The organism is Aeromonas sp. QDB25, assembly GCF_027707725.1.
Taxonomy (GTDB): Bacteria; Pseudomonadota; Gammaproteobacteria; order Enterobacterales; family Aeromonadaceae; genus Aeromonas; species Aeromonas caviae.
On the sequence record NZ_JAPCIZ010000034.1, the window covers coordinates 1 to 22,231 of the forward strand.

Annotated in this window: 20 protein-coding genes and 1 tRNA gene; 13 read left to right on the forward strand and 8 right to left on the reverse strand. The window is 65.3% G+C overall.

Features of this window, described 5'->3' with window-relative positions; all coding sequences use genetic code 11:
- Positions 1-23: 23 nt before the first annotated feature.
- Positions 24-100: transfer RNA gene (locus tag PG883_RS13070), tRNA-Asp, on the forward strand.
- Between the two features lie 266 nt (positions 101-366).
- On the opposite strand, the gene PG883_RS13075 is transcribed toward PG883_RS13070, so the two are convergent.
- The gene (locus PG883_RS13075; protein WP_128343324.1) at positions 367-699 is read right to left on the reverse strand and encodes a cupin domain-containing protein; all 333 of its coding nucleotides are present in this window, start codon (positions 697-699) and stop codon (positions 367-369) included.
- Between the two features lie 206 nt (positions 700-905).
- Here PG883_RS13075 and PG883_RS13080 point away from each other — a divergent pair, with 206 nt between their 5' ends.
- From PG883_RS13080 to dhaM, 4 genes are all read left to right on the forward strand, one after another.
- Positions 906-2,264, forward strand: a complete 1,359-nt coding sequence (locus PG883_RS13080) for an NCS2 family permease (RefSeq protein ID WP_201873108.1) — start codon at positions 906-908, stop codon at positions 2,262-2,264.
- Positions 2,265-2,492: 228 nt separating this feature from the next.
- Positions 2,493-3,563: a dihydroxyacetone kinase subunit DhaK gene (gene dhaK / locus PG883_RS13085; protein ID WP_270807284.1), complete on the forward strand. Its 1,071-nt coding sequence runs from the start codon at positions 2,493-2,495 to the stop codon at positions 3,561-3,563.
- Between the two features lie 9 nt (positions 3,564-3,572).
- Complete coding sequence (dhaL, locus tag PG883_RS13090; RefSeq protein ID WP_270807285.1) at positions 3,573-4,202, forward strand: dihydroxyacetone kinase subunit DhaL; 630 nt, start codon at positions 3,573-3,575, stop codon at positions 4,200-4,202.
- Between the two features lies 1 nt (position 4,203).
- A complete protein-coding gene (gene dhaM, locus PG883_RS13095) occupies positions 4,204-4,920 on the forward strand; it encodes a dihydroxyacetone kinase phosphoryl donor subunit DhaM (RefSeq protein WP_270807286.1) in 717 nt (238 codons plus the stop codon).
- Between the two features lie 60 nt (positions 4,921-4,980).
- Here dhaM and dhaR read toward each other — a convergent pair whose 3' ends face one another.
- On the reverse strand, positions 4,981-6,882 hold the full coding sequence (gene dhaR, locus PG883_RS13100) for a dihydroxyacetone kinase operon transcriptional regulator DhaR (RefSeq protein WP_270807300.1): 1,902 nt from the start codon (positions 6,880-6,882) through the stop codon (positions 4,981-4,983).
- Positions 6,883-6,954: 72 nt separating this feature from the next.
- Positions 6,955-7,848, reverse strand: a complete 894-nt coding sequence (locus PG883_RS13105; RefSeq protein ID WP_134997731.1) for a LysR family transcriptional regulator — start codon at positions 7,846-7,848, stop codon at positions 6,955-6,957.
- 116 nt (positions 7,849-7,964) lie between these two features.
- On the opposite strand from PG883_RS13105, the gene PG883_RS13110 reads away from it, so the two are divergent.
- The 4 genes from PG883_RS13110 to PG883_RS13125 all read left to right on the forward strand — a co-directional run bounded on the left by PG883_RS13110 (position 7,965) and on the right by PG883_RS13125 (position 12,287).
- Positions 7,965-9,017, forward strand: coding sequence for an agmatine deiminase family protein (locus PG883_RS13110; RefSeq protein WP_270807287.1), 1,053 nt, complete (start codon positions 7,965-7,967; stop codon positions 9,015-9,017).
- Positions 9,018-9,149: 132 nt separating this feature from the next.
- A complete protein-coding gene (gene aguB, locus PG883_RS13115) occupies positions 9,150-10,049 on the forward strand; it encodes an N-carbamoylputrescine amidase (RefSeq protein ID WP_270807288.1) in 900 nt (299 codons plus the stop codon).
- On the forward strand, positions 10,046-11,149 hold the full coding sequence (locus PG883_RS13120; RefSeq protein ID WP_270807289.1) for an extracellular solute-binding protein: 1,104 nt from the start codon (positions 10,046-10,048) through the stop codon (positions 11,147-11,149). The genes aguB and PG883_RS13120 overlap by 4 nt, the downstream gene beginning before the upstream one ends.
- A 16-nt stretch (positions 11,150-11,165) precedes the next feature.
- Positions 11,166-12,287 carry an agmatine deiminase family protein gene (locus PG883_RS13125; RefSeq protein WP_270807290.1) on the forward strand — a complete coding sequence of 374 codons (1,122 nt, stop codon included), beginning with the start codon at positions 11,166-11,168 and terminating at the stop codon, positions 12,285-12,287.
- A 90-nt stretch (positions 12,288-12,377) separates the two neighbouring features.
- Here PG883_RS13125 and PG883_RS13130 read toward each other — a convergent pair whose 3' ends face one another.
- The 3 genes from PG883_RS13130 to PG883_RS13140 all read right to left on the reverse strand — a co-directional run bounded on the left by PG883_RS13130 (position 12,378) and on the right by PG883_RS13140 (position 15,914).
- Positions 12,378-13,076 (reverse strand): SDR family oxidoreductase, encoded by a 699-nt coding sequence (locus PG883_RS13130; protein ID WP_270807291.1) that lies wholly within the window; start codon positions 13,074-13,076, stop codon positions 12,378-12,380.
- A 366-nt stretch (positions 13,077-13,442) separates the two neighbouring features.
- Entirely contained in the window at positions 13,443-14,528 is a 1,086-nt protein-coding gene (ydiK, locus tag PG883_RS13135; RefSeq protein WP_029314855.1) for an AI-2E family transporter YdiK, read from the reverse strand.
- A gap of 9 nt (positions 14,529-14,537) precedes the next feature.
- The gene (locus PG883_RS13140; RefSeq protein WP_270807292.1) at positions 14,538-15,914 is read right to left on the reverse strand and encodes a bifunctional NUDIX hydrolase/phosphatase PAP2 family protein; all 1,377 of its coding nucleotides are present in this window, start codon (positions 15,912-15,914) and stop codon (positions 14,538-14,540) included.
- Between the two features lie 172 nt (positions 15,915-16,086).
- Between PG883_RS13140 and PG883_RS13145 the strand changes: the two genes are divergently transcribed.
- On the forward strand, positions 16,087-16,464 hold the full coding sequence (locus tag PG883_RS13145) for a hypothetical protein (protein ID WP_010675931.1): 378 nt from the start codon (positions 16,087-16,089) through the stop codon (positions 16,462-16,464).
- 80 nt (positions 16,465-16,544) lie between these two features.
- Here PG883_RS13145 and PG883_RS13150 read toward each other — a convergent pair whose 3' ends face one another.
- The gene (locus tag PG883_RS13150; protein WP_270807293.1) at positions 16,545-17,819 is read right to left on the reverse strand and encodes a hypothetical protein; all 1,275 of its coding nucleotides are present in this window, start codon (positions 17,817-17,819) and stop codon (positions 16,545-16,547) included.
- 219 nt (positions 17,820-18,038) lie between these two features.
- Here PG883_RS13150 and PG883_RS13155 point away from each other — a divergent pair, with 219 nt between their 5' ends.
- The gene (locus tag PG883_RS13155; RefSeq protein ID WP_039040821.1) at positions 18,039-18,356 is read left to right on the forward strand and encodes a DUF1496 domain-containing protein; all 318 of its coding nucleotides are present in this window, start codon (positions 18,039-18,041) and stop codon (positions 18,354-18,356) included.
- A gap of 887 nt (positions 18,357-19,243) precedes the next feature.
- Here PG883_RS13155 and PG883_RS13160 read toward each other — a convergent pair.
- Entirely contained in the window at positions 19,244-20,692 is a 1,449-nt protein-coding gene (locus tag PG883_RS13160) for a catalase (protein ID WP_128313530.1), read from the reverse strand.
- A 152-nt stretch (positions 20,693-20,844) separates the two neighbouring features.
- Between PG883_RS13160 and PG883_RS13165 the strand changes: the two genes are divergently transcribed.
- Positions 20,845-21,333 (forward strand): GNAT family N-acetyltransferase, encoded by a 489-nt coding sequence (locus tag PG883_RS13165; RefSeq protein WP_010675925.1) that lies wholly within the window; start codon positions 20,845-20,847, stop codon positions 21,331-21,333.
- The gene (locus tag PG883_RS13170; RefSeq protein WP_113069107.1) at positions 21,330-22,187 is read left to right on the forward strand and encodes an AraC family transcriptional regulator; all 858 of its coding nucleotides are present in this window, start codon (positions 21,330-21,332) and stop codon (positions 22,185-22,187) included. The genes PG883_RS13165 and PG883_RS13170 overlap by 4 nt, the downstream gene beginning before the upstream one ends.
- The last annotated feature ends 44 nt before the right edge of the window (positions 22,188-22,231 follow it).

Below are 22,231 nucleotides of genomic sequence, written 5' to 3' on the forward strand. Positions count from 1 at the left end.
TTTAGCGAAAGCTAACCGAATGCGGAGCGGTAGTTCAGTCGGTTAGAATACCGGCCTGTCACGCCGGGGGTCGCGGGTTCGAGTCCCGTCCGCTCCGCCACTAAATTGAAAGGCCTTCCCTATCGGGAAGGCCTTTTTGCTTTCTGGCGTCGGGATAAGAGCTCAGAGCACAAGAAGCAACCACCAGGGCTGTGACTTGCCACTGGCAACTTTGTCCCGGTCTGTTGTTCCTTGTGCTTGAGCCGGACTTTGTCCGTCTCTGCGTCCGTTATGCCACTAACAAGAAGCCCAGTCGACAGACTGGGCTTCTTTTCGTCTCCACGGTCTCCTCTTCGAGAAGCATTGCCTTCTTGAGCCGTGAGCTTGCTAGTAATAGACGCAGAGCCAGACGGTTGTCTCGGTCGGATGGGTCCACTCCACCCTGTGCTGAAGGTGCGCCGGGATGTTGATGTAATCCCCCGGCCCCAGATGGACGCGTTCCTGTACCCCGGTATCCGGTGTGATGAAGACCAGGATGGCCTCTCCCTGCACCAGCAATACCCATTCGTGTTCATCCTGATCGAACCACTCTCCGGTAGGGGTCTGCTGCCCCTGGGAGAGGATGCGCTCGATACGAACATTGTTGGTACTGACCAGATCCGCGAACAATTCACTGGGCAGGGGGGAGGGGATCTGGCCAAGCAGGTTGCCTGTGTGCATGGGCTTCTCTCCGGTAGATGGGAACGTGGCTAGCTAAGAGTGTAGAAGCTTGGGATGGGCCTCTCTCATGGAAAATGAGGCCTCCAACGAGCCTTTTTATGAAAAACTTCGGGGAAATGGGGGCTTATCCGCTGCAATCTCGTCAAATTCTTGCTATTTTGCGCGCCAGCAAGCAAACGATTTCCTTCACACTTTCAGGATGAACTATGGCAACGCAACAAACGACGGCCCGCGCCGGCAATGGCGGGTTTCTGGATTCCTATTTCTCCATCAGCCAGCGTGGCAGCACGGTGCGACAGGAGCTGCTGGCCGGGTTGACCACCTTCCTGGCGATGGTCTACAGCATCATCGTCGTGCCGAACATGCTGGGCGCAGCGGGTTTTGAGCAGGGCCCGGTTTTTGTGGCGACCTGCCTGATCGCCGCCTTCGGTTCCCTGCTGATGGGGCTCTGGGCCAAGCTGCCGATGGCCATCGGCTGTGCCATCTCTCTCACCGCCTTTACCGCCTTCAGCCTGGTGCTGGGGCAGGGGCTGAGCATTTCGGTCGCGCTGGGTGCCATCTTCCTGATGGGGGTGCTGTTCACCCTGATCAGCGTCACCGGCGTGCGCCAGTGGATCCTGGACAACCTTCCCTCCGGCATCGCCCACGGTACCGGCATCGGTATCGGCCTGTTCCTGCTGCTGATCGCCACCAACGGGGTCGGCATGGTGATCAAGAATGAAGGGGCGGGCCTGCCGGTGCAGCTCGGCGAGATCACCGCCTTCCCGGTCATCATGACGGTGCTGGGTCTGGCTGCCATCTTCGGCCTGGAGCGCCGCAAGGTGCCGGGCGGCATCCTGATGGTGATCATCGCCATCTCCATCCTCGGCCTCATCTTCGATCCGAAAGTAACCTGGCAGGGCTTCTTCGCCATGCCGAGCCTGAGTGGCGAGAATGGCTCCCTGGTGGGCAGCATGGATCTGCTGGGCGCCCTCAATCCGGTGGTGATTCCGACCGTGTTGGCGCTGGTGATGACCGCCGTGTTTGACGCCACCGGCACCATCCGTGCCGTGGCCGGTCAGGCTGGCCTCATCAACGAGCGTGGTCACATCATCAGCGGTGGCAAGGCCCTGACTGCGGACTCCGTCAGCAGCATGGTGGCGGGTGTGGTAGGTGGTGCTCCGGCAGCCGTCTACATCGAATCTGCCGCAGGGACCGCTGCCGGCGGCAAGACAGGCCTGACCGCCACCCTGGTCGGCGTGCTCTTCCTGCTGATGATCTTCCTCTCCCCGCTGAGCTATCTGGTACCGGCCTACGCCACCGCACCGGCCCTGATGTATGTGGGCCTGCTGATGCTGGGCAACGTCACCAAGCTGGACTTCAACGACTCGGTCGATGCCCTATCCGGCATGCTGTGCGCCGTCTTCATCGTGCTCACCTGCAACATCGTCACCGGCATCATGCTGGGCTTCGTGGCCCTGGTGGTCGGCCGCCTGTTTGCCGCCGAGTGGAAGAAGCTCAACATCGGCACCGTCATCATCGCCGTGGCCCTGGTGATCTTCTACGCCGGTGGCTGGGCCATCTAATCCTCACGCTATCGAGAAGGGCCCTGCGGGGCCCTTTTTCATGGCTGTGAGGCGGCTAACACTTTCCCGGATCTTCCCCATCCGCTCGTTTCAGATTGAAACGTCAGGCTTTGTTTGCTGTTTCAGATCCGAACCGAAACCCCTGTCATTTTTATCCCCCTATGGCTCGCTAGACTGGCTCCATCAACCATCTGTCCACCCGTGTGGTGGCAAGCCAAGGAGTGAGCCATGAAGAAGCTGATCAACGCTGTCGATGCCGTGGTCCGTGAACAACTGATGGGGATGGCCGCTGCCCACCCCGAGCTCAAGGTGCGAATCGAACCCCACTACATCACCCGCGCCGATTCCCCCGTGACGGGCAAGGTGGCGCTGGTTTCCGGTGGCGGCAGCGGCCACGAGCCCATGCACGGTGGCCTGGTGGGCAAAGGAATGCTGGATGGTGCCTGCCCCGGCGAGATCTTCACGTCCCCGACCCCGGATCAGATGTACGAGTGCGGTCAGGCCGTCGACGGCGGCGCGGGCGTGCTGTTTCTGGTGAAGAACTACACCGGCGACGTGCTCAACTTCGAGACCGCGGTCGAGCTGCTGCACGGTGACGGGGTCAAGGTGGGCTTCGCCCTCATCGATGACGACGTGGCGGTGAAGGACAGCCTCTACACCGCTGGCCGCCGTGGGGTTGCCACGACAGTGCTGTGCGAGAAGCTGGTCGGTGCCGCCGCCGAGGCGGGCTACGATCTGGCGCGCTGCGAGGCGCTGGCCCGCCGGATCAACAACCAAAGCCGCACCATAGGCGTGGCCATGCACGCCTGCACCGTCCCTGCTGCGGGCAAGCCCTCCTTCACCCTGGCGGACAACGAGGTGGAGTTCGGCGTGGGCATTCACGGTGAACCCGGCATTGAGCGCCGTCCCTTCACCGACCTCAACGCCCTGGTGGACGACATGTTCAAGGAGCTGACCGACAACAGCCCCTATGGCCGCACCCTGCGCCACTGGGACAGAGCCACCGGCTGCTGGCAGGAAGAACACACCTTTATCGAACCGCTCAATGGGGGTGACCGGGTCATCGTCCTGGTCAACAGCCTCGGCGGCACCCCCATCTCCGAGCTCTACGGCGTCTATGGTCACCTCGCCACCCTGTGCGAAGAGGCGGGCATTCATCTGGTGCGCAACCTCATCGGCCCCTACTGTACCTCCCTCGACATGACCGGCATCTCCATCACCCTGCTCAAGGTGGATGACGAGCTGATGACCCTGTGGGATGCCCCCGTTCACACCCCCGCCCTGCGGCGCGGCTGCTGAGGAATATTCATGTTAAGCAAGCATCAGATCGTCAACTGGCTGCTCGACTGCGAGCACATCTTCACCGAGCAGCGTGACTACCTCACGGCGCTGGATACCGACATCGGCGACGGCGACCACGGCCTCAACATGCAGCGTGGCTTTACCAAGGTGGCGGAGAAGCTGCCCGCGGTGGCGGACAAAGACATCGGCCAGGTGCTCAAAACCACCGGTATGACATTGCTCTCCTCGGTCGGCGGCGCCAGCGGCCCCCTCTACGGCACCTTCTTCATCCGGGCGGTGGCCAGCAGCGATGCCTGTCAGAGCCTGACCCTCGGCCAGCTCGGCAAGATGCTGAGCGACGGGGTGGAGGGGATCATCTCCCGCGGCCGTGCCGAGCCGGGTGACAAGACCATGTGCGACGCCTGGTGGCCCGCTCTGGCCGCCCTGCAGCAGGCTGAACAACAGGGCCTGCCGCTCCCCGAGGCGCTGGACAAGGCGGTGGCTGCAGCCGCAGCCGGCACCGAGGCCACCATCCAGATGCAGGCCCGCAAGGGGCGCGCCAGCTATCTTGGTGAGCGCAGCATCGGCCATCAGGATGCGGGGGCCACCTCGACCCTGCTGCTGCTGACCGCCCTGCGTGACAGAGCGAGGTTGTGACATGATCGGCATCGTAGTGGTCTCTCACAGCGCCCAGCTTGCGGCCGGTTTGAAAGCCCTGGCCGATCAGCTCGGCAGCCCGGCGAAACTGTTGCTGGCGGCCGGGGTCGATGACCCCGCCCATCCCATCGGCACCGACGCCATCGCCGTGATGAGTGCGATGGAAGAGGCGGATGACGGCAGCGGCGTGCTGGTGCTGATGGACTTGGGCAGCGCCCTCCTGAGTGCGGAGACCGCCCTCGAGCTGCTGCCCCCCGAGCTGAGCGCCCGGGTGCGGCTCAGCCCCGCCCCGCTGGTCGAGGGCACTCTGGCGGCGGTGGTGGCCGCTGGCGCAGGCCTGACGCTGGACGAGGTAGCCGCCGAGGCGCTTGGCGCCCTGGGCCCGAAACAGGGAATGCTGCCTGCCAGTGCGGCGCAGGTCACCACGGAGGCAGCCCCCGTTGCCGACGACGGCTGGCTGCGCTGCGAGGTGGTGGTGGAGAATCCCCACGGCCTGCATGTGCGCCCCGCCGCCCGACTGGTCGCGGCACTCAAGCCCTTTGCCGCCGAACTCAGGCTGCAAAAGGATGACAAAGAGGCCAACCCCCGCAGCCTGACCCGGGTGACCATGCTCAACGTGCGTCAGGGAGACGCGCTCATCCTGTTGGCGCGCGGGGAGGATGCCGGGGCGGCGCTGAGCTGCTTCCAGCAACTGGCGCAGGATCGCTTCGGCGACTGAAACATTTCCCCATCCGGGCCCCGTCACGACGGGGCCCGCTTTTTTTGAGGGGCGTTCTGGTCAGTGGTGGTAGTCGGCGGGATCGATGTCGAGCAGTTTGAGCCGCCGCCAGAGGGTGGTGCGGCTGATCCCGAGCTGGCGCGCCATCTGGCTGACCTGGCCCTTGCTGGCACGGGCGGCCCGCAGGATTGCCTGATGCTCCAGCTCCGCCAGGGTGAGCAGCGGCTGTCCCACCACCTCGTCCGCCAGCAGGCAATGACCCTGGCGGATGGCGGCCGGGAGCGCCCGGGGCGGGATCTGTGCCTCACTGCAATGCAGCAGGGCGTACTCGATGGCGCTGCGCAGCTCCCCCAGGTTGCCGGGCCAGGGGTAGGCCAGCAGGCAGTCGAGGGCGTCAGGGGTGAACTGGCGCCCCGATTCGCCCCCCTGCACCGTAAGGTGCTGGCGGATGAGGCCAGGCAGATCGGCGCTGCGCTCCCGCAGGCTCGGCAGCCAGAGTTCGCACCCTTGCAGCGCATAGAGCAGCTGGCGTCCGAATCCCCCCTCCTGCACCCGCTGCTCCAGCGGGGCGCTGCTGGTCGCGATGATCCTCACCCTGAGGGGGAGGATGCGGGCGGAGTCGAAGCGCTGGATGCGCCCCGTCTTGAGCAGTTGCAGCAGGGCGGCTTGCATGGGGGCGGGCAGGCACTCCACCTGCTCCAGTACCAGGGTGCCACCGTGAGCCAGCTCGAACTTGCCTGCCCGCTCCTGCCCCGCCTCGTCGGACCCCATGAGTTCCAGCGCCATCCGCTCACTCGGCCATGCCTGGCAGTTGAAGATGACCAGGGGGCCGGCGGCTCGCTCGCTGCCAAAGTGGATGGCCTCCGCCAGTTGGGCCTTGCCCACCTCCTCTTCCCCTCGCAGCAGGACGGGGCCCTGTCCCCTGGCCGCCTGGCGGGCGTGGCGCAGCAGTTTGCGCATGGCGCTAGACTCCCCCACCAGGGCGGAGAGCTCGGGCACCGTCTGGCGCAGTTGATGAATGGCGCGCAATCGATCGGTGGGATGGAGCAGGACGATGAAGCTGACCCCGTCCGGCCCCGGGAGGGGCTTGAGGCTCACCAGGGCGTCGATGAAGGCCTCGCCCCGGGTCTCTCGCCGCTCCAGCGTCACCTCCACATGGCTCAGAGGGGTCATCTCCGCGATGGCCAGACGCAGGCGCTGGGGCAACAGCAGATGGTGAGCGAGGGGGTGGCCCAGGCAGACAGCCGGGTCGAGTTGCAGCCGACTGGCCGCCAGGGCGTTGAGGTAGCGCAGCCGCCCCTGGGGATCCCAGGCCAGCACGCCGTCTTCCATGCCATCCAACAGGGCATAGAGCTCGCTCAAGTGGTGCTGGGACTCCTGCATCAGGCGCTCCATCTGCAGCAGATTGGCCAGCTCACGGCCGGCGCTGACGGTGAGCGCGAGATCCCCCGGCGCGGCCTCTTCCACCCGGCAGATCAGGGCCACGATCGCCACCTGGCGACCGGTGCTGTTGTAGACAGGGCTGGCACAGCAGTGCCAGGGGTGGAGACGCTGGTTGAAGTGCTGGGGGCCGCTGACGCAGAGCGGCACCCCCTCCAGGGCCGCCAGGTTGACGGCATTGGTGCCGATGCGTCCCTCGCTGAAAAACGCGCCTGGGCCAAAACCGAGTGCCGCCAGCGCCTGCAGGGTATCGGGGTGGCCGGTCCGGGCCAGCAGGCAACCGCTCTCGTCGGTGAGCAGCAGGGCGCAGGGGCGCCCCTCCATGAACTCGTAGAGATCCTCCAGCGCCATCTCGCCGGTGGTGAGCAGGTCCCGTTTGCGCTGGCGCAGGCTCTCCAGGGTCTGCCCTCTGGCGCAGTGGGGAGGATGCCAGAGGGACGCGCTGGTCTGGTGGACACAGCGCAGCCAGGAGGCCTGCAGGTGCTCGGGCCAGGACGAGAGGGGCTGGGGGACGGATGGCATGGTCACGGCGATATCCGGCAAAAGGGAAGAGGCCATTTAATCACCCTTGCCGCCCCGATTCAGTGACCGCTCTCAGAGTGTCGCGTCCTTGCCCCGGGTGGCAGCCTCTGCAGCAAACTGCTGCTGGAGCCATTGGCTCACCGCCCGGCACTGGGGACTGCCTTCGCTCTCCTGATGGATCAGCATGTTCCAGTTCGGCCCGGCCACCCGGTGGGACGAGAGGGGCAGCAGCCACCCCTGTCGGCGTGCGTCGCGAGAGAGCAGCTCGCTCGCCAGTGCCACCCCGAGCCCGGCGCTGGCCGCATCCTGCAACAAGCCGGGATCGGAGAAGTTGAGCCCCTGGGTCTGCAGGTGCAGATCGTCGCCGCCCTTGAGGGTCCAGTGGTGCCAGTCCATCTCCCGCTCCCCGTGCAGGGTGGTGCGCTCCTGCGCGGGCTGTGCCAGCACGGCCGGGCTCGCCACCGGCAGCAGCCGATCCGCCAGCAGCGGCTGATGGCGGCATTCCGCCTGGGGAGCCAGCCCCCAGCGCAGCGAAATGTCGATGGTCTGCTCGGCCATGTTCGGCGTGTCGTCGCTGGTGAACAGCCAGAGATCGATGCCCGGATGCTGGCGGTGAAGGTCGGCCAGCCGGGGCAGCAGCCAGAGGCGGGCGATGGTGGTGCTGGTGTTGAGCACAAGCTGGTTCGGCTTGCGGTACTGCTCGAGGCGCTGTATTCCCACCGCCAGTTGCAGCAGCACCTGCTGGGTCGTCTCCAGCAGATCCTGGCCCGCGTCGGTCAGGGCGACGGAACGTCCCTGGCGGTGAAACAGAGGCTGGCCAAGCAGCTCCTCCAGCGAGCGGATCTGCTGACTGATGGCAGACTGGGTGAGGTGCAGCTCCTGGGCCGCCTGATGAAAGCTGCCGAGCCTGGCCGCCGCCTCGAAGCCGCGCAGCACGTTGAGAGGGGGCCAGTGTTTGAACATCATTGATTAGCTCCACTTATCACTTTTATCGAAAATCGATCGTTTGTTACCCATCAACGGGGAGAATAGTCTATTTCCATCGTCAACAACCTTAATAGTACCTAATCAGAGAGGCTGAGATGCGCGAGCAGGGAATGAGGGCTGCGGGCTGGTTCATGCCAGCGGAGTGGTGCCGGCACGCGGCGACCTGGATGGTCTGGCCGCACAACAAGGCGCTGTGGGAAAACGGCTGGGGCGTAACCCTGCCCCAGGTCCAGCAGGACTTCGCCCGGGTGGTCAATGCCATCGCCCGCTTCGAACCGGTGAACCTGGTGGTGGATCCCGTCGCACAGACGGAGGCTCGCGCCCTGTGCGGCGACGGGGTGCGCTTCATTCCCCTGCCGGTGGATGACAGCTGGTGCCGTGACTCCGGCCCCACCTTCATCTGCCATCCCGAGCTTGGCACCGCCGGGATCAGCTGGCGTTTCAACGCCTGGGGCGGCAAGTCGGCCCACGGTCTGGATGAGGGGCTGGCGCGACGCGTTCTCAACAGCCTGGAGCTGGAGTGCATCGGCAGCTTCCTCGCCAACGAAGGGGGCGCCATCCATGTGGATGGGGAGGGCACCCTGATCACCACGGAGTCGGTGCTGCTCAACAGCAACCGCAACCCCGGCATGACCAAAGTGGAGATCGAACGGATCTTCAGCCGCCTGCTCGGCATCGAGAAGACTATCTGGCTGCCGGGGGATCCGGACCACGTCACCGGCGACATGACGGACGGTCATGTGGACGGGGTCTGCGCCTTCAGCCGCCCCGGCCACCTGCTGGTGGACGCCACCCTGGACGGGCACTCCACCTATGGCCGCGTGGTGCGGGAGAACCGCCGAGCCCTGGCCCTGGCCACCGATGCGAGAGGTCGCTCCTTCGAGTGCCTCGAGCTGTTCGAGGCGAGCGAGGCGGTGGACGCCGAGGCGGAAGTGTTCTGCGCCTCCTACACCAACTTCTACATCGCCAACGGCGCCATCATCATGCCCGCCTACGGCGTAGGCGCGGACGAGGCGGCTGGGGAAGTGCTGAGGCGCGCCTTCCCGAACAGGCAGCTGGTGCCGGTGCGCATCAACCAGTTGGCCCACGGCGGGGGCGGCATTCACTGCATCACCCAGCAGCAGCCGGCCTGGCCGGTGCAGGGGTAAGCGTTTGGAGCGGCCTCGTCAGGCGTCTGCGAGGCCTCATGACGGGATCAGGGAGGAGAGATTCATGAACAAGGTCGTCGCAACCATGCAGTTTGCCTGTCAGCGGGAACGCGTGTCAGGGAGGGTATCCGGATGAGCAAGATCGTTGTCGCCACCACACAATTCGCTTGCAGCTGGGAGCTGGAGCGCAATCTGGACACAGCGGAGAGCCTGGTACGGGAAGCCGCCGCCAGGGGGGCCAACCTGGTGCTGTTGCAGGAGCTCTTCGCCACCCCCTATTTCTGTATCGAGCAATACCACGGCCATCTGGCGCTGGCGGAGTCGTTCGAGCAGAGCCGGGTGCTGCGCCGCTTCTCGGCCCTGGCGCGGGAGCTGGGGGTGGTGTTGCCCATCAGCTGGTTCGAGCGCGCGGGCAACGCCTGCTTCAACTCCCTGGCGATGGCGGATGCGGATGGTCGCCTGCTCGGGGTCTATCGCAAGACCCATATCCCGAACGCCATCGGCTATCAGGAGAAGGAGTACTTCAGCCCGGGGGACACGGGGTTTCGGGTCTGGGACACGGCCGCTGGCCGCATCGGGGTCGGCATCTGCTGGGATCAGTGGTTCCCGGAGGCGGCCCGCGCCATGGCGCTGCAAGGGGCCGAACTGCTGCTCTATCCCACCGCCATCGGCTCGGAGCCGGGGGCAGAGGGGCTCGATTCCCGGGATCACTGGCAGCTGACCCAGCGCGGCCACGCCGCCGCCAACATCATGCCGGTGATCGCCGCCAACCGCATCGGACGCGAGGTGGCGACCCGGGATCCCGCGTTGCAGATGCGCTTCTATGGCTCCTCCTTCATCACGGATCACAAGGGGGCCCTGCTGGCCGAGGCGGACAGGGATACCCCGGGCGTGCTGGTGCGGGAGCTGGATCTCGCCGCCATGGCCGAGGAGCGGCTGACCTGGGGCATCTACCGGGATCGTCGCCCCGAGATGTATGGCGCCTTGCTGAGCCTGGATGGGCAGGGCCATCGGGGAGGGCGTCCATCATGAGCGCCTTGACCAAGATAGCCACGGCACTGGCCCTGCTGCTGGGTCTGGGGGCCCAGGCCGCAGAAGGGGAGGCGCAGGAGGAGAAGGTGCTGCGCCTCTACAACTGGTCCGATTATTTCGCCCCCGATACCCTGAGCGAATTCACCAGGGAGACCGGGATCCGGGTCATCTACGACGTGATGGACAGCAGCGAGACCCTGGAGGCCAAGCTGATGGCGGGTCGCAGCGGGTATGACCTCATCTTCCCGGGGGACACGGTGGCGGAGCGGCTGATGCGGGCGGGCAGCCTGCAGTCGCTCGACAAGGGCAAGCTGCAACACCTGGGGGACATAGACCCCGGCCTGGCGCGGTTGCAGCAGGCCTACCCCCATGCGAAGGAGGCCGTGGTGCCCTACACCTGGGGCACCATAGGGCTCACCTACAACGCGGACGCTATCAAGCAGCGGATGCCGGATGCCCCGGTCAGCAGCCTGGACATGCTGTTCAAGCCCGAGCTGGCGGCGAAATTTGCAGATTGCGGCATCTCGGTCATCGACTCCCCGGACGAGGTGCTGGCGGTGGTGCTGCACTATCTTGGGCGGGATCCCCGCAGCGGCAAGGCGGACGATCTGGAGGCGGCCCTGGCCCTGCTCAAGGGGATCAAGCCCTATATCCGCAAGTTCCAGTCCCAGCCGGTAACCCAGCTGGTGAACGGGGATCTCTGCCTCTCCCTGGGCTACAGCGGCGACATGACCCAGGCCAGGCGCGCCGCCGCCGAGGCGGGCAAGCGGGTCGACTTCGAATACCGATTGCCGAAGGAGGGGAGCACCATCTGGATGGACACCATGGCGATCCCGGCGGATGCCCCCCATCCTGACTATGCCTACGCCTTTATCAACTTCGTGATGCACCCGGCCAACATGGCAGCCATCACCAACAGCACCGGTTATCCGACTGCCAGTGCCAAGGCCAGACCCATGGTGGATGCCACCATGACGGCCAACCCGGATATCTACCTGGACGAGGCCAGCTACCAGCGGCTCATTCCGGGTCAGGATATAGCACAATCCCAGATGCGTGCCCGCATGCGAGCCTGGACTCGCTTCAAGAGCAGCCTCTGAACCCAGGAGTAGAACGATGTTTTCCCGACGCCACGTATTGAAACAGCTGGTTGCCCTTGGCGCCATTGCCGGGTTTGGCAGCCTGCCCGGTGCCCGCGCGGCCTTCGCCGCCGGCGAACCCGGCGCCGCCGCTCGCTACCACATGCCGGAGGAGTCCTCCCCCCAGGCCCTGGTGTGGGTGGCCTTCGGGGCCACCAGCGAGATCTGGGGTCGCCACTACAAGGAGGTGCAGGCCACCATAGGGCGGCTGGTGCAGGCCATGGTGCCCTACACCCGGGTCAACGTGCTCTGCCACGAGGATGACGAGGCGCTGGCGCGCCAGTTGTGCGGCGAGCGCAACACCCACTTCGTCCACGCCGAGATGGATGACATCTGGCTGCGGGATACCGGCGGCGTCTTCGTGCAGGACGAGCAGGGAGGGCTCGGGCTGGTGGACTTCAACTTCAACGGCTGGGGTGACAAGCAGGAGCACAGCCATGACGCCAGGGTCGCCGCCCTGGTGGGCCGGCAGACCGATGCCTATTACCTGCAGAGCGAGCTCATCGGTGAGGGGGGCGGCATCGAGGTGGATGGCAACGGCACCGCCATCATGACCGAGAGCAGCTGGATCAACAGCAACCGCAACCCCGGCCTCACCAAGGCGCAGGTGGAGGCGGAGCTCAAGGCCAACCTGGGACTGCGCAAGATCATCTGGCTGCCGGGGATCAAGGGCCGCGACATCACGGATGCCCACGTGGACTTCTACGCCCGCTTCGTGCGCCCCGGGGGGGTGGTGATCAACATGGACAACGATCCCGACTCCTACGACTACAAGGTGACCCGCCAGCACCTCGCCATCCTGCAGCAGGCGACGGACGCCGACGGCAACAAGCTGGAGCTGCATCAGCTGCCGCCGCCCCTGGGCGGGCGGGACAACAAGTTCAGCCGCAGCCCGGACTTTGCCGCCGGTTACATCAACTACCTGCCCATCAACGGCGCCGTCATCGCTCCCCAGTTCGGGGATGCCAGGGCCGACCGCCATTGCCGGGATCTGCTGGCCAGCCTCTATCCGGGGCGCAAGATAGTGCAGATAGACATAGACCCGGTGGCGGCCGGGGGCGGCGGCATCCACTGCATCACCCTCCATCAACCTGCCTGAACTTACGCGCAGGCCGCCTCTGACGGTGTGACGCAGGACAAGGGGCGCCTCGGCGCCCCTTGTCCTTGCTGGCGTTCCATGGTGCCTCGCTCAGATCCCCGTCATGCCGATCTCGTCGAGCTGGACGTGAGCGGGTTGGCGAAGGGTATAGAGCACGGCCTCGGCCAGATCCTCCACCTGGAGCCAGCCGGGCTTGCGATCGCCCGGACAGGCCGGGGGCGGCACCTGCACCAGTCCGGGACAGAGGGTGTGGACCCGGACGCCCTGGTGTTGCACCTCTTCCCGCAGTGCCCGGGCGAACCCCAGCACCGCAAACTTGGCAGCGCAGTAGACGCTGGCCCTGGCATAGCCGTGCCTGGCGGCCTGGGAGGCGATGTTGATGACGGTGCCGTGGCGGTTTGCCAGCATGTCCGGCAGGCAGGCCCGGGTCAGCAGGAAGGTGCCCTTGGCACAGGTATCCATCACCCTGTCCCACTCCGATTCCGGCAGGTCCTGCACCAGGTGGTCGCTGCCGACCCCGCTGTTGTTGATGAGCAGATCGACGGGGCCGAGCCGCTCCCGGATCCGGGCATGGCCGTCCCGCACCTGATCGCCGTCGCACACATCCAGTGCCATGACTCGCACCCCGTATCGCGCCTCCAGTCTGGCCGCTTCCTGCTCCAGCAGCCCCAGGCGGCGGGAAGCCAGGATCAGCTCCACCCCCTGGCTGGCCAGGGCCTCGGCGATGGCCAGTCCGATGCCGCTGGCGCCGCCGCTGATGAGGGCCCGTGTTGCTCTCAGTTCGTTCATCTTGTGTTCTCCTCCAATGGTGCAGGCATTGTGGCGGGCGCCTTCGGCAGGGAACAGGGGAGGGGAAGGAGTGATTCGAACCCTGGTTCGTGTTTTGGCGTTCCGGTTCGAACTTTGGTTCTAAACGCCGCGACCAGCCGTCGGTTCGATTAGCCGTAAGGGGTAATCAGACGTTCGCGTAAATCAATTCTCCCGCTATAACAGCCATCCATATTTCCCTGCAGACAGATGCCGCTGATTCATGGACACACCGGACAGCGGCATCTCGATCGTCCGATTACACTTCGCTCATCGAACCTGCATGGGACGGTAATAAACAAAAGAGCCGCCCTGGGGCGGCTCTTTGCATCGGGGATGAATGAATCGTCACGGCGCCTTGGGCGGCTCCACCAGAGCGCTCGCCGGTTGGTCATCTTCCTTGATCCAGGCATCCAGCAGGGTGTAGCCCACCGCCAGCACCACGGGGCCGATGAAGAGACCGATGATCCCCATGGCCAGCAAGCCGCCGATGACCCCCACCAGAATGAGGATCAGCGGCAGGTCGGCCCCGCGCTTGATGAGGAAGGGGCGCAGGAAGTTGTCCATGGTGCCCGCCAGCAGGGACCAGACCAGCAGGAAGGTGCCCCAGGTGGTGTCCCCGCTCCAGTAGAGGTAGCCGACGCTGGCCAGCAGCACCGGGAAGGGGCCTATCTGGGCGACGATCAGCAGGAACATCAGCACCACCAGCACCATGACATAGGGAATGCCGGCGATGAGCAGGCCCAGGCCCGCCACCGAGGATTGCACCAGGGCGGTCACCACCACCCCCATGGCGACGGCGCGGATGGCCTGGGAGGCGAGCACCACCGCATTGTCACCGCGCTGGCCCGCCAGACGGTGGGCGAAGCGGCGAATGCCTTCTGCCGCCTTCTCTCCCGAGTGGTAGAGCAGGCCGCAGATGGCCACGGTCAGCAGGAAGTGGACGAACAGCAGGCCGAGGTTGCCCGCCTGGGCCGCCAGCCAGCGGGCGGTCTGGCCGAAGTAGGGGGCCAGCTTGGTGAACAGCACCTGGCCGCCGCTCGCGAGGATCTGCTGCCAGAACTCATAGAGCTTGTCGCCCACCAGGGGCACTTGCTGCAACCAGAGCAGCTCGGGGGGCGGGGATTGGCTGAGCTCGGTGCCCAGCTCGATGAGCATGGGGGCCTTCTCCGCCACGTTGGCCAGCGTCATGAAGAGGGGAATGACGAAGATGAGCAGCAAGATGCTGGTCATCAGCAAGGCCGCCAGGGTGCGCTTGCCCCACAGCAGGCGCTGGGCCATCTGCATCAGGGGCCAGGTGGCGATGGTGATCATGGTCGACCACACCAGGGCGGGCAGGAAGGGGCGCAAGACCATGAAGCACGAGATGATGAGCAGGCTGAGGAACAGCAAGCCCAGGGTGATCTTGGCCAAATCCACTTTTTTCATATTCATGGCATTCCCTTAACGAGGGGTTGAGCGCCCGGTTCGGGCACCGTGACGGATAGCGGACAACGACCACCAGAGCCCGGCGCTGAGCCAGAACCCCAGGCAGCCAAAGAGCCACCCTTGTCCCGCGAGGATCAGCAGAGAGCTGCTGGTGAGCGCGGGCACCAGGAACAGGAGCCCTGCCACGACCAGTCCCCCTGCCAGGGTCAGCAGCGCGGCGGGCAGGGCGGGGGGGGGGCTCCGTTCGAGTGATAGCAGATTACCCGATACCAGCCCCAGGGTGAACATGGCAAGCCCGGCCAGGGCGGTGGACTGGGTGAGCCAGGCCGAGAGGGCGCTGGCGATGAGCAGCCCGGCCCAGGGGAGCGGGCGCGCCGCCAGCTTCGCCAGCGGGGCGCGCAGTGCCAGCAGCAGGGCCCCCAGAGCAAGGCCGGCCACCACATCCGAGAGGAAGTGGACCCCCAGCCAGACCCGGGCCAGCCCGGCCACGCCGGCCAGCAACAGGGCCAGCAGGGCCCCCTGCCATGCCCGCAGCGCCGGCAGCCAGCCAAGCAGCAGGCCCCAGTAGAGCAGGGTCGAGGCGGCGTGGCCGCTCGGCATGCCGAAGCCCTGGGCACTCTGGCGGGCCAGCTCGGGTTGCAGGTGGAAGGGCCTGGGCCAGCCGATGCCCGCCTTGAGCAGGTTCACCACCAGGGTGAGCAGCACCATGGCAAACAGCAGGTGGCGCAGCCTGGACCAGCCGAGCAGGGGCAGCAGCAAGGGCAGCAGCGCCAGCTGGAAGGGGGCCGAGCCCAGCAGATTGCCCGCCCTGGGCCAGAGCGCATCCGGCCCTAGCCACCGTTGCAGGCGCTGGTTCAGTGGCAACTCGGCGCGGTGCAGCGCACTGGCCGCGTCGCTGAAATCCGTCACCCACAGCACCTGGCTCTCGGGCACCTCGGCCAGCCTCGGGGCTATCCAGTCGAGCTGCGCCGGGAAGCGACGCTGGTCAGGGGGCAGGTCGGCGGCCGCGATCAGCCTGGCGTTCAGGATCTCGCCACCGAGATCCGGGGCCTGGAGCAAGGAGACAAACCCCGTCCCCCGTTGGACCCGCAGGGGCTCCAGGGTCTGGCAGGCGAACACCCTGGCCCGTTGCCAGCGCCCCAGCTCGCCGGTGACGCGACCCTGGAGGCCGGTCTCCTCGAACAGCTCGCGCAGGGCCGCCTGCTCCGGGGTCTCTCCCCTGTCGATGTAGCCGCCGCTCAGGCTGTAGCGCGAGGAGAGCCTGTCCTGCACCAGCAGGATCCCTTGCTGGTGGCGGATCACGCAGGCGGCCGCAGAGGGAGGGGATTCGGCGCGGGAGGCGGGCAGGGCACCGCCCAGCAACAGCAGCAGGCAGAAGACGACTCGAAACATGATGACACCCAGGGGCAAGGAGTGGGGACAAGGGTCACAGAAATCAGACGGCCGGGCAATGGCTTGCAGGGGGCACCGACCCTGTGGGGGACGCAAGGATTGCCGTCTGCGCGGGCAGTCCCTAGTATTGGCGGCTATTGTTCTTCTCATTCACTACATTGTGGGGCTCTTCATGCGACAGTTCGGTTTCTTTCTGGGGATTGCCATCGGCGTCATCCTGATACTGTTTGGCAGTATCGTCATCTTCCAGGCCCTGCCTGCGGCGCTGGACGTGCTGGAGATGCCGAGCCGGATCCCCTTCGTGCGCGAGGTGTACACCTGGCTGATGAGCAGCGCCAACGGGCTCACCGCCCAGCTGGAGCAGAACTTCCTGGAGGCATTCCAGACGGTGCTCAAGTTGATCCTGCTCATCACCTTCATGTGGGTCTGCGTCAAGCTGGTCAACATGGGGGTGCTGATCATCCGGGCCGGCGTCGACCTTATCCGCACCGCCATCGAGCACAGCGAAGAGAAGGGTGCCAAGCCTACCGAGCAGGACCGCCATTTCTGATCTTCCCCTGCCACGGGTCAGATAAACAACAGGCCATCATGTGATGGCCTGTTTTTATGGTGGCATGACGCTTAACAAAGTCAGTTAAGCAGTTTTTCCAGCTCCGCTTCGGCATCCGCCCTGGCCTGATCGCTCAGGGTGCCGGAAGTCGCTTCCCGCTTCTCGCCCTGTTGCTGTACCGCCTTTTCGGCTTGCTGCTGTGCACTGGTCACGGTACTGATGGTTTCGGCGCTGCTGGCGGCCTGCTTGGCGCTGTCGCTCACCGCCTTGGCGGCTTGCTGCTGCGTACTGGTCGCGGCACTGATGGTGGCTGCGCTGCTGGCGGCCTGCTTGGCGCTGTCGCTCACCGCCTTGGTCGCTTGCTGCTGCGCCGTGGTTGTGGCACTGCTGGCAGCTTGCTTGGCGCTGTCACTCACCGCCTTGGCGGCTTGTTGCTGCGCCGTGGTTGCGGCACTGATGGTGGCTGCGCTGCTGGCGGCCTGCTTGGCGCTGTCGCTCACTGCTTTGGCGGCTTGCTGCTGCGCCGTGGTTGCGGCACTGATGGTCGCTGCGCTGCTGACGGCCTGCTTGGCGTTGTCGCTCACCGCCTTGGTCGCTTGCTGCTGCGCCGTGGTGGCGGCACTGATGGTGGCGGCGCTGCTGGCGGCCTGTTTGGCGCTGTCACTCACCGCCTTTTCGGCTTGTTGCTGCACTGTGGTGGCGGCTTGCTTGGCGCTGTCGCTTACCGCCTTGGTCGCTTGTTGCTGCGCCGTGGTTGCGGCACTGCCGATCACCTGTCTGGTGGAGTCGGACAGGGCCTTGCTGGCGCTCTGTTGCAGGCCCCCCATCATGGTGCCCAGCAGAGAACTGCCCGCGCCCGTGAGCCCCTGACCGGCACCGGTCAGGGCCGTGGCGGCCGGGGTGGCCTGGGACTGCCAGCCCTGCATGGCGCTGGGCCAGGTCGGGGTGGCGGCCGTCAGGTTTTCCCCGAAGACCTGGGTCGCCCCGTCACCTTTTTGCACCATGACGGCGAGCTGGTTGGTGTCGGCGTTCCAGACCATGCCGGCCTGCTTGGCCACGTCCGGCACGGGGGCGTAGCGGGAGACCACGTAAAAGAGCGGTCCCTCCTGTTGCAGCTCGTCGGCGGTCTTGAGCAGCTGCATGGTGCTCTCGTAGTTGGGCCCCAGCATGGCGGTCATTCTGTCCTTGATCAGCGGTTGCTCGAACAGGTTGGCCTCGTTCGGATCGAAACCGACCAGCGGCTTGAGCAGGGCCCACATCAGCTGGCTGGTGGGGCTCATCATCAGCAGGGGGGCGACACAGGCGGACAACATCAGGCTCAGGCAGGCAGCCTTGAGCAACGGCATGATACGCATTGACAACATATCCAGTTAATTATCTGATTATTAAGGGTTATTCATTACCGCATCCCGGCGATGCCGGTGGGGGCCCACGGCAGAACCCTGACAGGCCTTGGCGGGCGCAGGCAGGCTATCATATTGCTTCCGGAATGCCAGATGAGCCGACATTTATTGGTCAAGTCGAGGGCTCTGCTGGTCGCTTTACACTTTCACTCCCCCGTGACAGGAATTCCCATGATCCGTTGTGCAGGTTGTCTGCTGGCCCTTGGCTGGCTCTTCCCCGCGTTGGCCGCCCCGGCGTCCAACACCCTCAGCCACTCGGTGGGCACCGAGCTGGTGCTGCCCCTTGGTTCGCTGCCCGAGCGGGTGTGCTGGTATCAGGATCAGAAATACTCCCAGGGGGCCCGTATCCAGCAGGGGGAGCTCTGGCTGGAGTGCGCGCCGCAACAGGCGATGGAGACCAATGGCCCCCTGATCTGGCGAGAGGTGACGACGCCGTCACAGAGTGGTGAACCGGAGGGCAACCAGCGGACGATCCGGGTGGGCCAGTGAGCCTTTTCTTGATCCAGCTACAGACACGGGCGTGATCTCTATCGCATAATGCGGCTCTTTCTTCTCTTGACTGGGATCTAAGCAATGGCTCGTCGCTCTTCCAATGCACAACGTCGTCGCAGTAGCTGGTGGTACAAACGCTTGTTGGCAAGGGAGCGGGAAGAGCGCGAAGCGCGTTCCGTCCGGGATTGATACTGCATTGAACAACGGAGCCTCGGGCTCCGTTTTTATTGGTGACTAAACGTGCATTACCGCAGGCAGGTTTATTACCAGAGGTGGACAATGGTGCAGCTCTGCCAGTGCACAACGTCGTTGCCGTCGTACCAACCCTTGTTGGCAAAGGAGCGGGAAGAGCGCGAGGGCGCTGCGTCCGGGATGGATACGGCATTGAAAAACGGAGCCTCGGGCTCCGTTTTTATTGGTGACTAAAAGAGCATTATCGCAGGCAGGTTTATTACCACAGGTGGATAATGGTGCCGCGCTGCCAGTGCACAACGTCGTTGCCGTCGTGAGCTGGCGGTACCAACCCTTGTTGGCAAGGGAGGGAAGCGCGCGAGGGCGCTGCGTCCGGGATGGATACGGCATGGAAGAGCGGAGCCTCGGGCTCCGTTTTTATTGGTGACTAAAAGTGCATTACCACAGACAGGTTTATTACCACAGGTGGATAATGGTGCCGCTCTGCCAGTGCACAACGTCGTTGCCGCCGTGAGCTGGCGGTACAAACCCTTGTTGGCAAGAGAGGGAAGCGCGAGGGCGCTGCTTCCGGGATGGATACGGCATTGAAATCGGAGCCTCGGGCTGCGTTTTTCATTCATCAAAGACCGTCATGCGAGAACGGGGGCCATCAGGCCCCCGTTTTGCTTTGGCAGAGATTGGCTGCCTGCGACTCAGCGCTGCAGGGCGGCCAGGGCCAGCTCGACCCGTTTGGCGTACTCGGGGTCGGCCTGCTCGAAGTGCCTGAGCTGGGCCGCGACGATGGCGTCATCCTCCACATTGATGAGGGAGCGGGCCAGGTTGGCGGCGAGGCGGGCGCGCTGTCCCTCGTCCATCAGGCGGAAGAGATCCCCCGGCTGGCTGTAGTAGTCGCTGTCGTAGTCACGAAAATCGTAGTGCAGGGCAGCCCCTTCCAGACTCAGGGCCGGTTCGTGCTGCTCGCTCGGCTGCTGGGTGCCGAAGCGGTTCGGTTGGTAGTTGGGGCTGGCGCCACCGTTGCTGTCGGCCCGCATGGCGCCGTCGCGGTGGGCACCGTGGTGGAACGGGCAGCGCGGGGCGTTGACCGGCAGCAGGCCGTGGTTGACGCCGAGGCGATAGCGCTGGGTGTCACCGTAGGAGAAGAGCCGACCCTGCAACATGCGATCCGGCGAGAAGCCGATGCCGGGCACCACGTTGGCCGGGGTGAAGGCGGCCTGCTCCACGTGGGCGAAGTAGTTGTCCGGGTTCTGGTTGAGCTCCAGCACGCCCACCGGGATGAGCGGGTAGTCCTTGTGGGGCCACACCTTGGTGAGGTCGAACGGGTGGATCTTGTAGGTCTGGGCCTCGGCCTCTGGCATCACCTGCACATAGACCTTCCAGCGCGGGAAGTCGCCCCGCTCGATGGCGTTGAACAGATCGGCCTGGCTGGTCTCTCTGTCCTGACCGACGGCGGTGGCCGCCTCTTCATCGGTGTAGAAGCGGTGGCCCTGCTCGGTCTTGAAGTGGAACTTGACCCAGAAGCGCTCGTTGGCGTCGTTGATGAAGCTGAAGGTGTGGCTGCCGTAGCCGTTCATCTCCCGCAGGCTCCTGGGGATGCCGCGATCGCTGAACAGTATGGTGACCTGATGCAGGGATTCCGGATGGCGGGACCAGAAGTCCCAGGCGGCGGTGGCGCTGCGCAGGTTGGTGCGCGGATCCCGCTTCTGGGTGTGGATGAAGTCGGGGAATTTCAGGGGATCGCGAATGAAGAACACCGGGGTGTTGTTGCCCACCAGATCCCAGTTGCCCTGCTCGGTGTAGAACTTGAGGGCGAAGCCGCGCACGTCACGCTCGGCATCGGCGGCCCCCTTCTCTCCGGCCACGGTGGAGAAGCGCAGGAACACCGGGGTCTGCTTGCCGACGGCGTTGAACAGGTCGGCCTTGCTGAAGGCGCTGATGTCGTGGGTCACGGTGAAGGTGCCGTAGGCGCCCGAGCCCTTGGCGTGCACCACCCGCTCGGGAATGCGCTCGCGGTCGAAGTGGGCGAGTTTCTCCATCAACCAGATGTCTTGCATCAGGACGGGGCCGCGGGGGCCGGCGGTGAGGCTGTTGTTGTTGTCGACGACGGGGGCGCCGTTGGCGCTGCGCAGGGTCTTGTCGGTCATGGCGGGTCTCCTTGTGATGAGTCGCCAGACTAGGGTAAGTGGGGGAGCGGCTCCAATGGAGTGTGCCTAACCCTTTGATTGGTTTCGCTGATGGGGGTGGAAACAGACGCCAGCCTTGCGGCAAGATGGGATTCAGCCAATCAGGAGGTCTCATGTCCATCACCATTCGCCGCGCCGGGCCGGAAGATGCCGCCGCCCTGCGGGATCTTCATGCCATGCCCCATGCCCAGGCGGGCACCCTGCAACTTCCCTTCCCCTCCCTGCAGCAGTGGGAGCAGAAGCTGACCCCGCGGGATGGCATCTACAGCCTGCTGGCGGAGTGGGAGGGGGAGGTGGCGGGCGCGCTGGTCCTGATGGTGGAGCCGGCCCCCCGTCGCCGCCACGTGGCGAGCATCGGCATGGCGGTACACGATGACTGGGCCGGGCGCGGGGTGGGCACCGCCCTGATGCAGGCTGCGCTGGATCTGGCGGACAACTGGCTCGGCTTGACGCGGGTGGAGCTGACGGTCTGGGCCGACAATCAGGCGGCCCTGGCCCTCTATCGCAAGGCGGGCTTCGTGGAGGAGGGCGTAGCCCGGGATTACGGCCTGCGTCATGGGGTGCTGGTGGATGCCCTCTACATGGCCAGGGTGCGCCGATGATCGACTATCGCGAGCGCCTGACGCCGGTGCTGCGGGCACTGGAGCAGGATCCGGATCTCTCCATCGAGGCGCTGGCGAGTCGCGCCTGCCTCTCCCTCTACCATTTCCACCGGGTGTTCACCGCCGTGGTGGGGGAGGCCCCCGGCGAGATGTGCCGCCGCCTGCGGATGCAGCGGGCGGCCTGGCAGCTCTGCTACACCGATGCCAGCGTCACCGCCATCGCTCTGGGGGCGGGGCTTGGCAGCTCCCAGGCTTTCGCCAAGGCGTTTCGTCGTCACTATGGCTGCACCCCAGGGGCGTTTCGCCGCGACAAGGGCAAGAACGGACACCTGGATCGCAAGGAAGGACACGCATGGCAAGGGGCACTCCCTTATGCTGAAGGCCACTCATCAGCAAGGAGCAACACCATGAACACCGTCGAGATGGACGCCCGCACCCTGGCCTATATCCGCGTGACCGGCCCCTATGGCGAAGGGTATGACGCCGTCTGCCATCGCCTTCACCAGTGGGCCGCGCCCCGTGGCCTGGAAGGGGGAGAGTGGATCTTCATCTACCACGACAACCCCGAGGTGACGCCGCCGGCCCAGTGCCGCACCGACATCGGCATCAGCGTGCCGGTGGGCACCCTGGGGACGGGGGAGGTGGAAATTCAGCTCATCCCCGCCGGGCGCTACGCCCAGTCCCGCTATCTCATCACGGATCGCAGCCAGTACGGGGAGCGCTGGCAGGAGCACATCGGCGATATCGTCGCGGCCGGCCTCGCCTTTGGGGACGGCCCCTGTTTCGAGCTCTATCACAGCGTGAGCAATGACCCCCTGCGCGATGACGTGAGCTTCTGCTCCAGCGTGCGCTAGGCAGGCGGCAATTAAACGAGGCGCCCAAGGGCGCCTCGTTTAAT

What these genes read in the sequence shown, in the direction of transcription:
- ydiK (WP_029314855.1), bottom strand. Translation starts at nt 14,528, where the DNA reads ATGAATATGAAAAAAGTGGATTTGGCCAAGATCACCCTGGGCTTGCTG.
- PG883_RS13125 (WP_270807290.1), top strand. Translation starts at nt 11,166, where the DNA reads ATGTTTTCCCGACGCCACGTATTGAAACAGCTGGTTGCCCTTGGCGCC.
- PG883_RS13110 (WP_270807287.1), top strand. Translation starts at nt 7,965, where the DNA reads ATGCGCGAGCAGGGAATGAGGGCTGCGGGCTGGTTCATGCCAGCGGAG.
- PG883_RS13075 (WP_128343324.1), bottom strand. Translation starts at nt 699, where the DNA reads ATGCACACAGGCAACCTGCTTGGCCAGATCCCCTCCCCCCTGCCCAGT.
- PG883_RS13155 (WP_039040821.1), top strand. Translation starts at nt 18,039, where the DNA reads ATGATCCGTTGTGCAGGTTGTCTGCTGGCCCTTGGCTGGCTCTTCCCC.
- dhaK (WP_270807284.1), top strand. Translation starts at nt 2,493, where the DNA reads ATGAAGAAGCTGATCAACGCTGTCGATGCCGTGGTCCGTGAACAACTG.
- dhaM (WP_270807286.1), top strand. Translation starts at nt 4,204, where the DNA reads ATGATCGGCATCGTAGTGGTCTCTCACAGCGCCCAGCTTGCGGCCGGT.
- PG883_RS13150 (WP_270807293.1), bottom strand. Translation starts at nt 17,819, where the DNA reads ATGCGTATCATGCCGTTGCTCAAGGCTGCCTGCCTGAGCCTGATGTTG.
- dhaR (WP_270807300.1), bottom strand. Translation starts at nt 6,882, where the DNA reads ATGCCATCCGTCCCCCAGCCCCTCTCGTCCTGGCCCGAGCACCTGCAG.
- PG883_RS13130 (WP_270807291.1), bottom strand. Translation starts at nt 13,076, where the DNA reads ATGAACGAACTGAGAGCAACACGGGCCCTCATCAGCGGCGGCGCCAGC.
- PG883_RS13080 (WP_201873108.1), top strand. Translation starts at nt 906, where the DNA reads ATGGCAACGCAACAAACGACGGCCCGCGCCGGCAATGGCGGGTTTCTG.
- PG883_RS13165 (WP_010675925.1), top strand. Translation starts at nt 20,845, where the DNA reads ATGTCCATCACCATTCGCCGCGCCGGGCCGGAAGATGCCGCCGCCCTG.
- PG883_RS13140 (WP_270807292.1), bottom strand. Translation starts at nt 15,914, where the DNA reads ATGTTTCGAGTCGTCTTCTGCCTGCTGCTGTTGCTGGGCGGTGCCCTG.
- PG883_RS13120 (WP_270807289.1), top strand. Translation starts at nt 10,046, where the DNA reads ATGAGCGCCTTGACCAAGATAGCCACGGCACTGGCCCTGCTGCTGGGT.
- PG883_RS13105 (WP_134997731.1), bottom strand. Translation starts at nt 7,848, where the DNA reads ATGATGTTCAAACACTGGCCCCCTCTCAACGTGCTGCGCGGCTTCGAG.
- aguB (WP_270807288.1), top strand. Translation starts at nt 9,150, where the DNA reads ATGAGCAAGATCGTTGTCGCCACCACACAATTCGCTTGCAGCTGGGAG.
- PG883_RS13170 (WP_113069107.1), top strand. Translation starts at nt 21,330, where the DNA reads ATGATCGACTATCGCGAGCGCCTGACGCCGGTGCTGCGGGCACTGGAG.
- dhaL (WP_270807285.1), top strand. Translation starts at nt 3,573, where the DNA reads ATGTTAAGCAAGCATCAGATCGTCAACTGGCTGCTCGACTGCGAGCAC.
- PG883_RS13145 (WP_010675931.1), top strand. Translation starts at nt 16,087, where the DNA reads ATGCGACAGTTCGGTTTCTTTCTGGGGATTGCCATCGGCGTCATCCTG.
- PG883_RS13160 (WP_128313530.1), bottom strand. Translation starts at nt 20,692, where the DNA reads ATGACCGACAAGACCCTGCGCAGCGCCAACGGCGCCCCCGTCGTCGAC.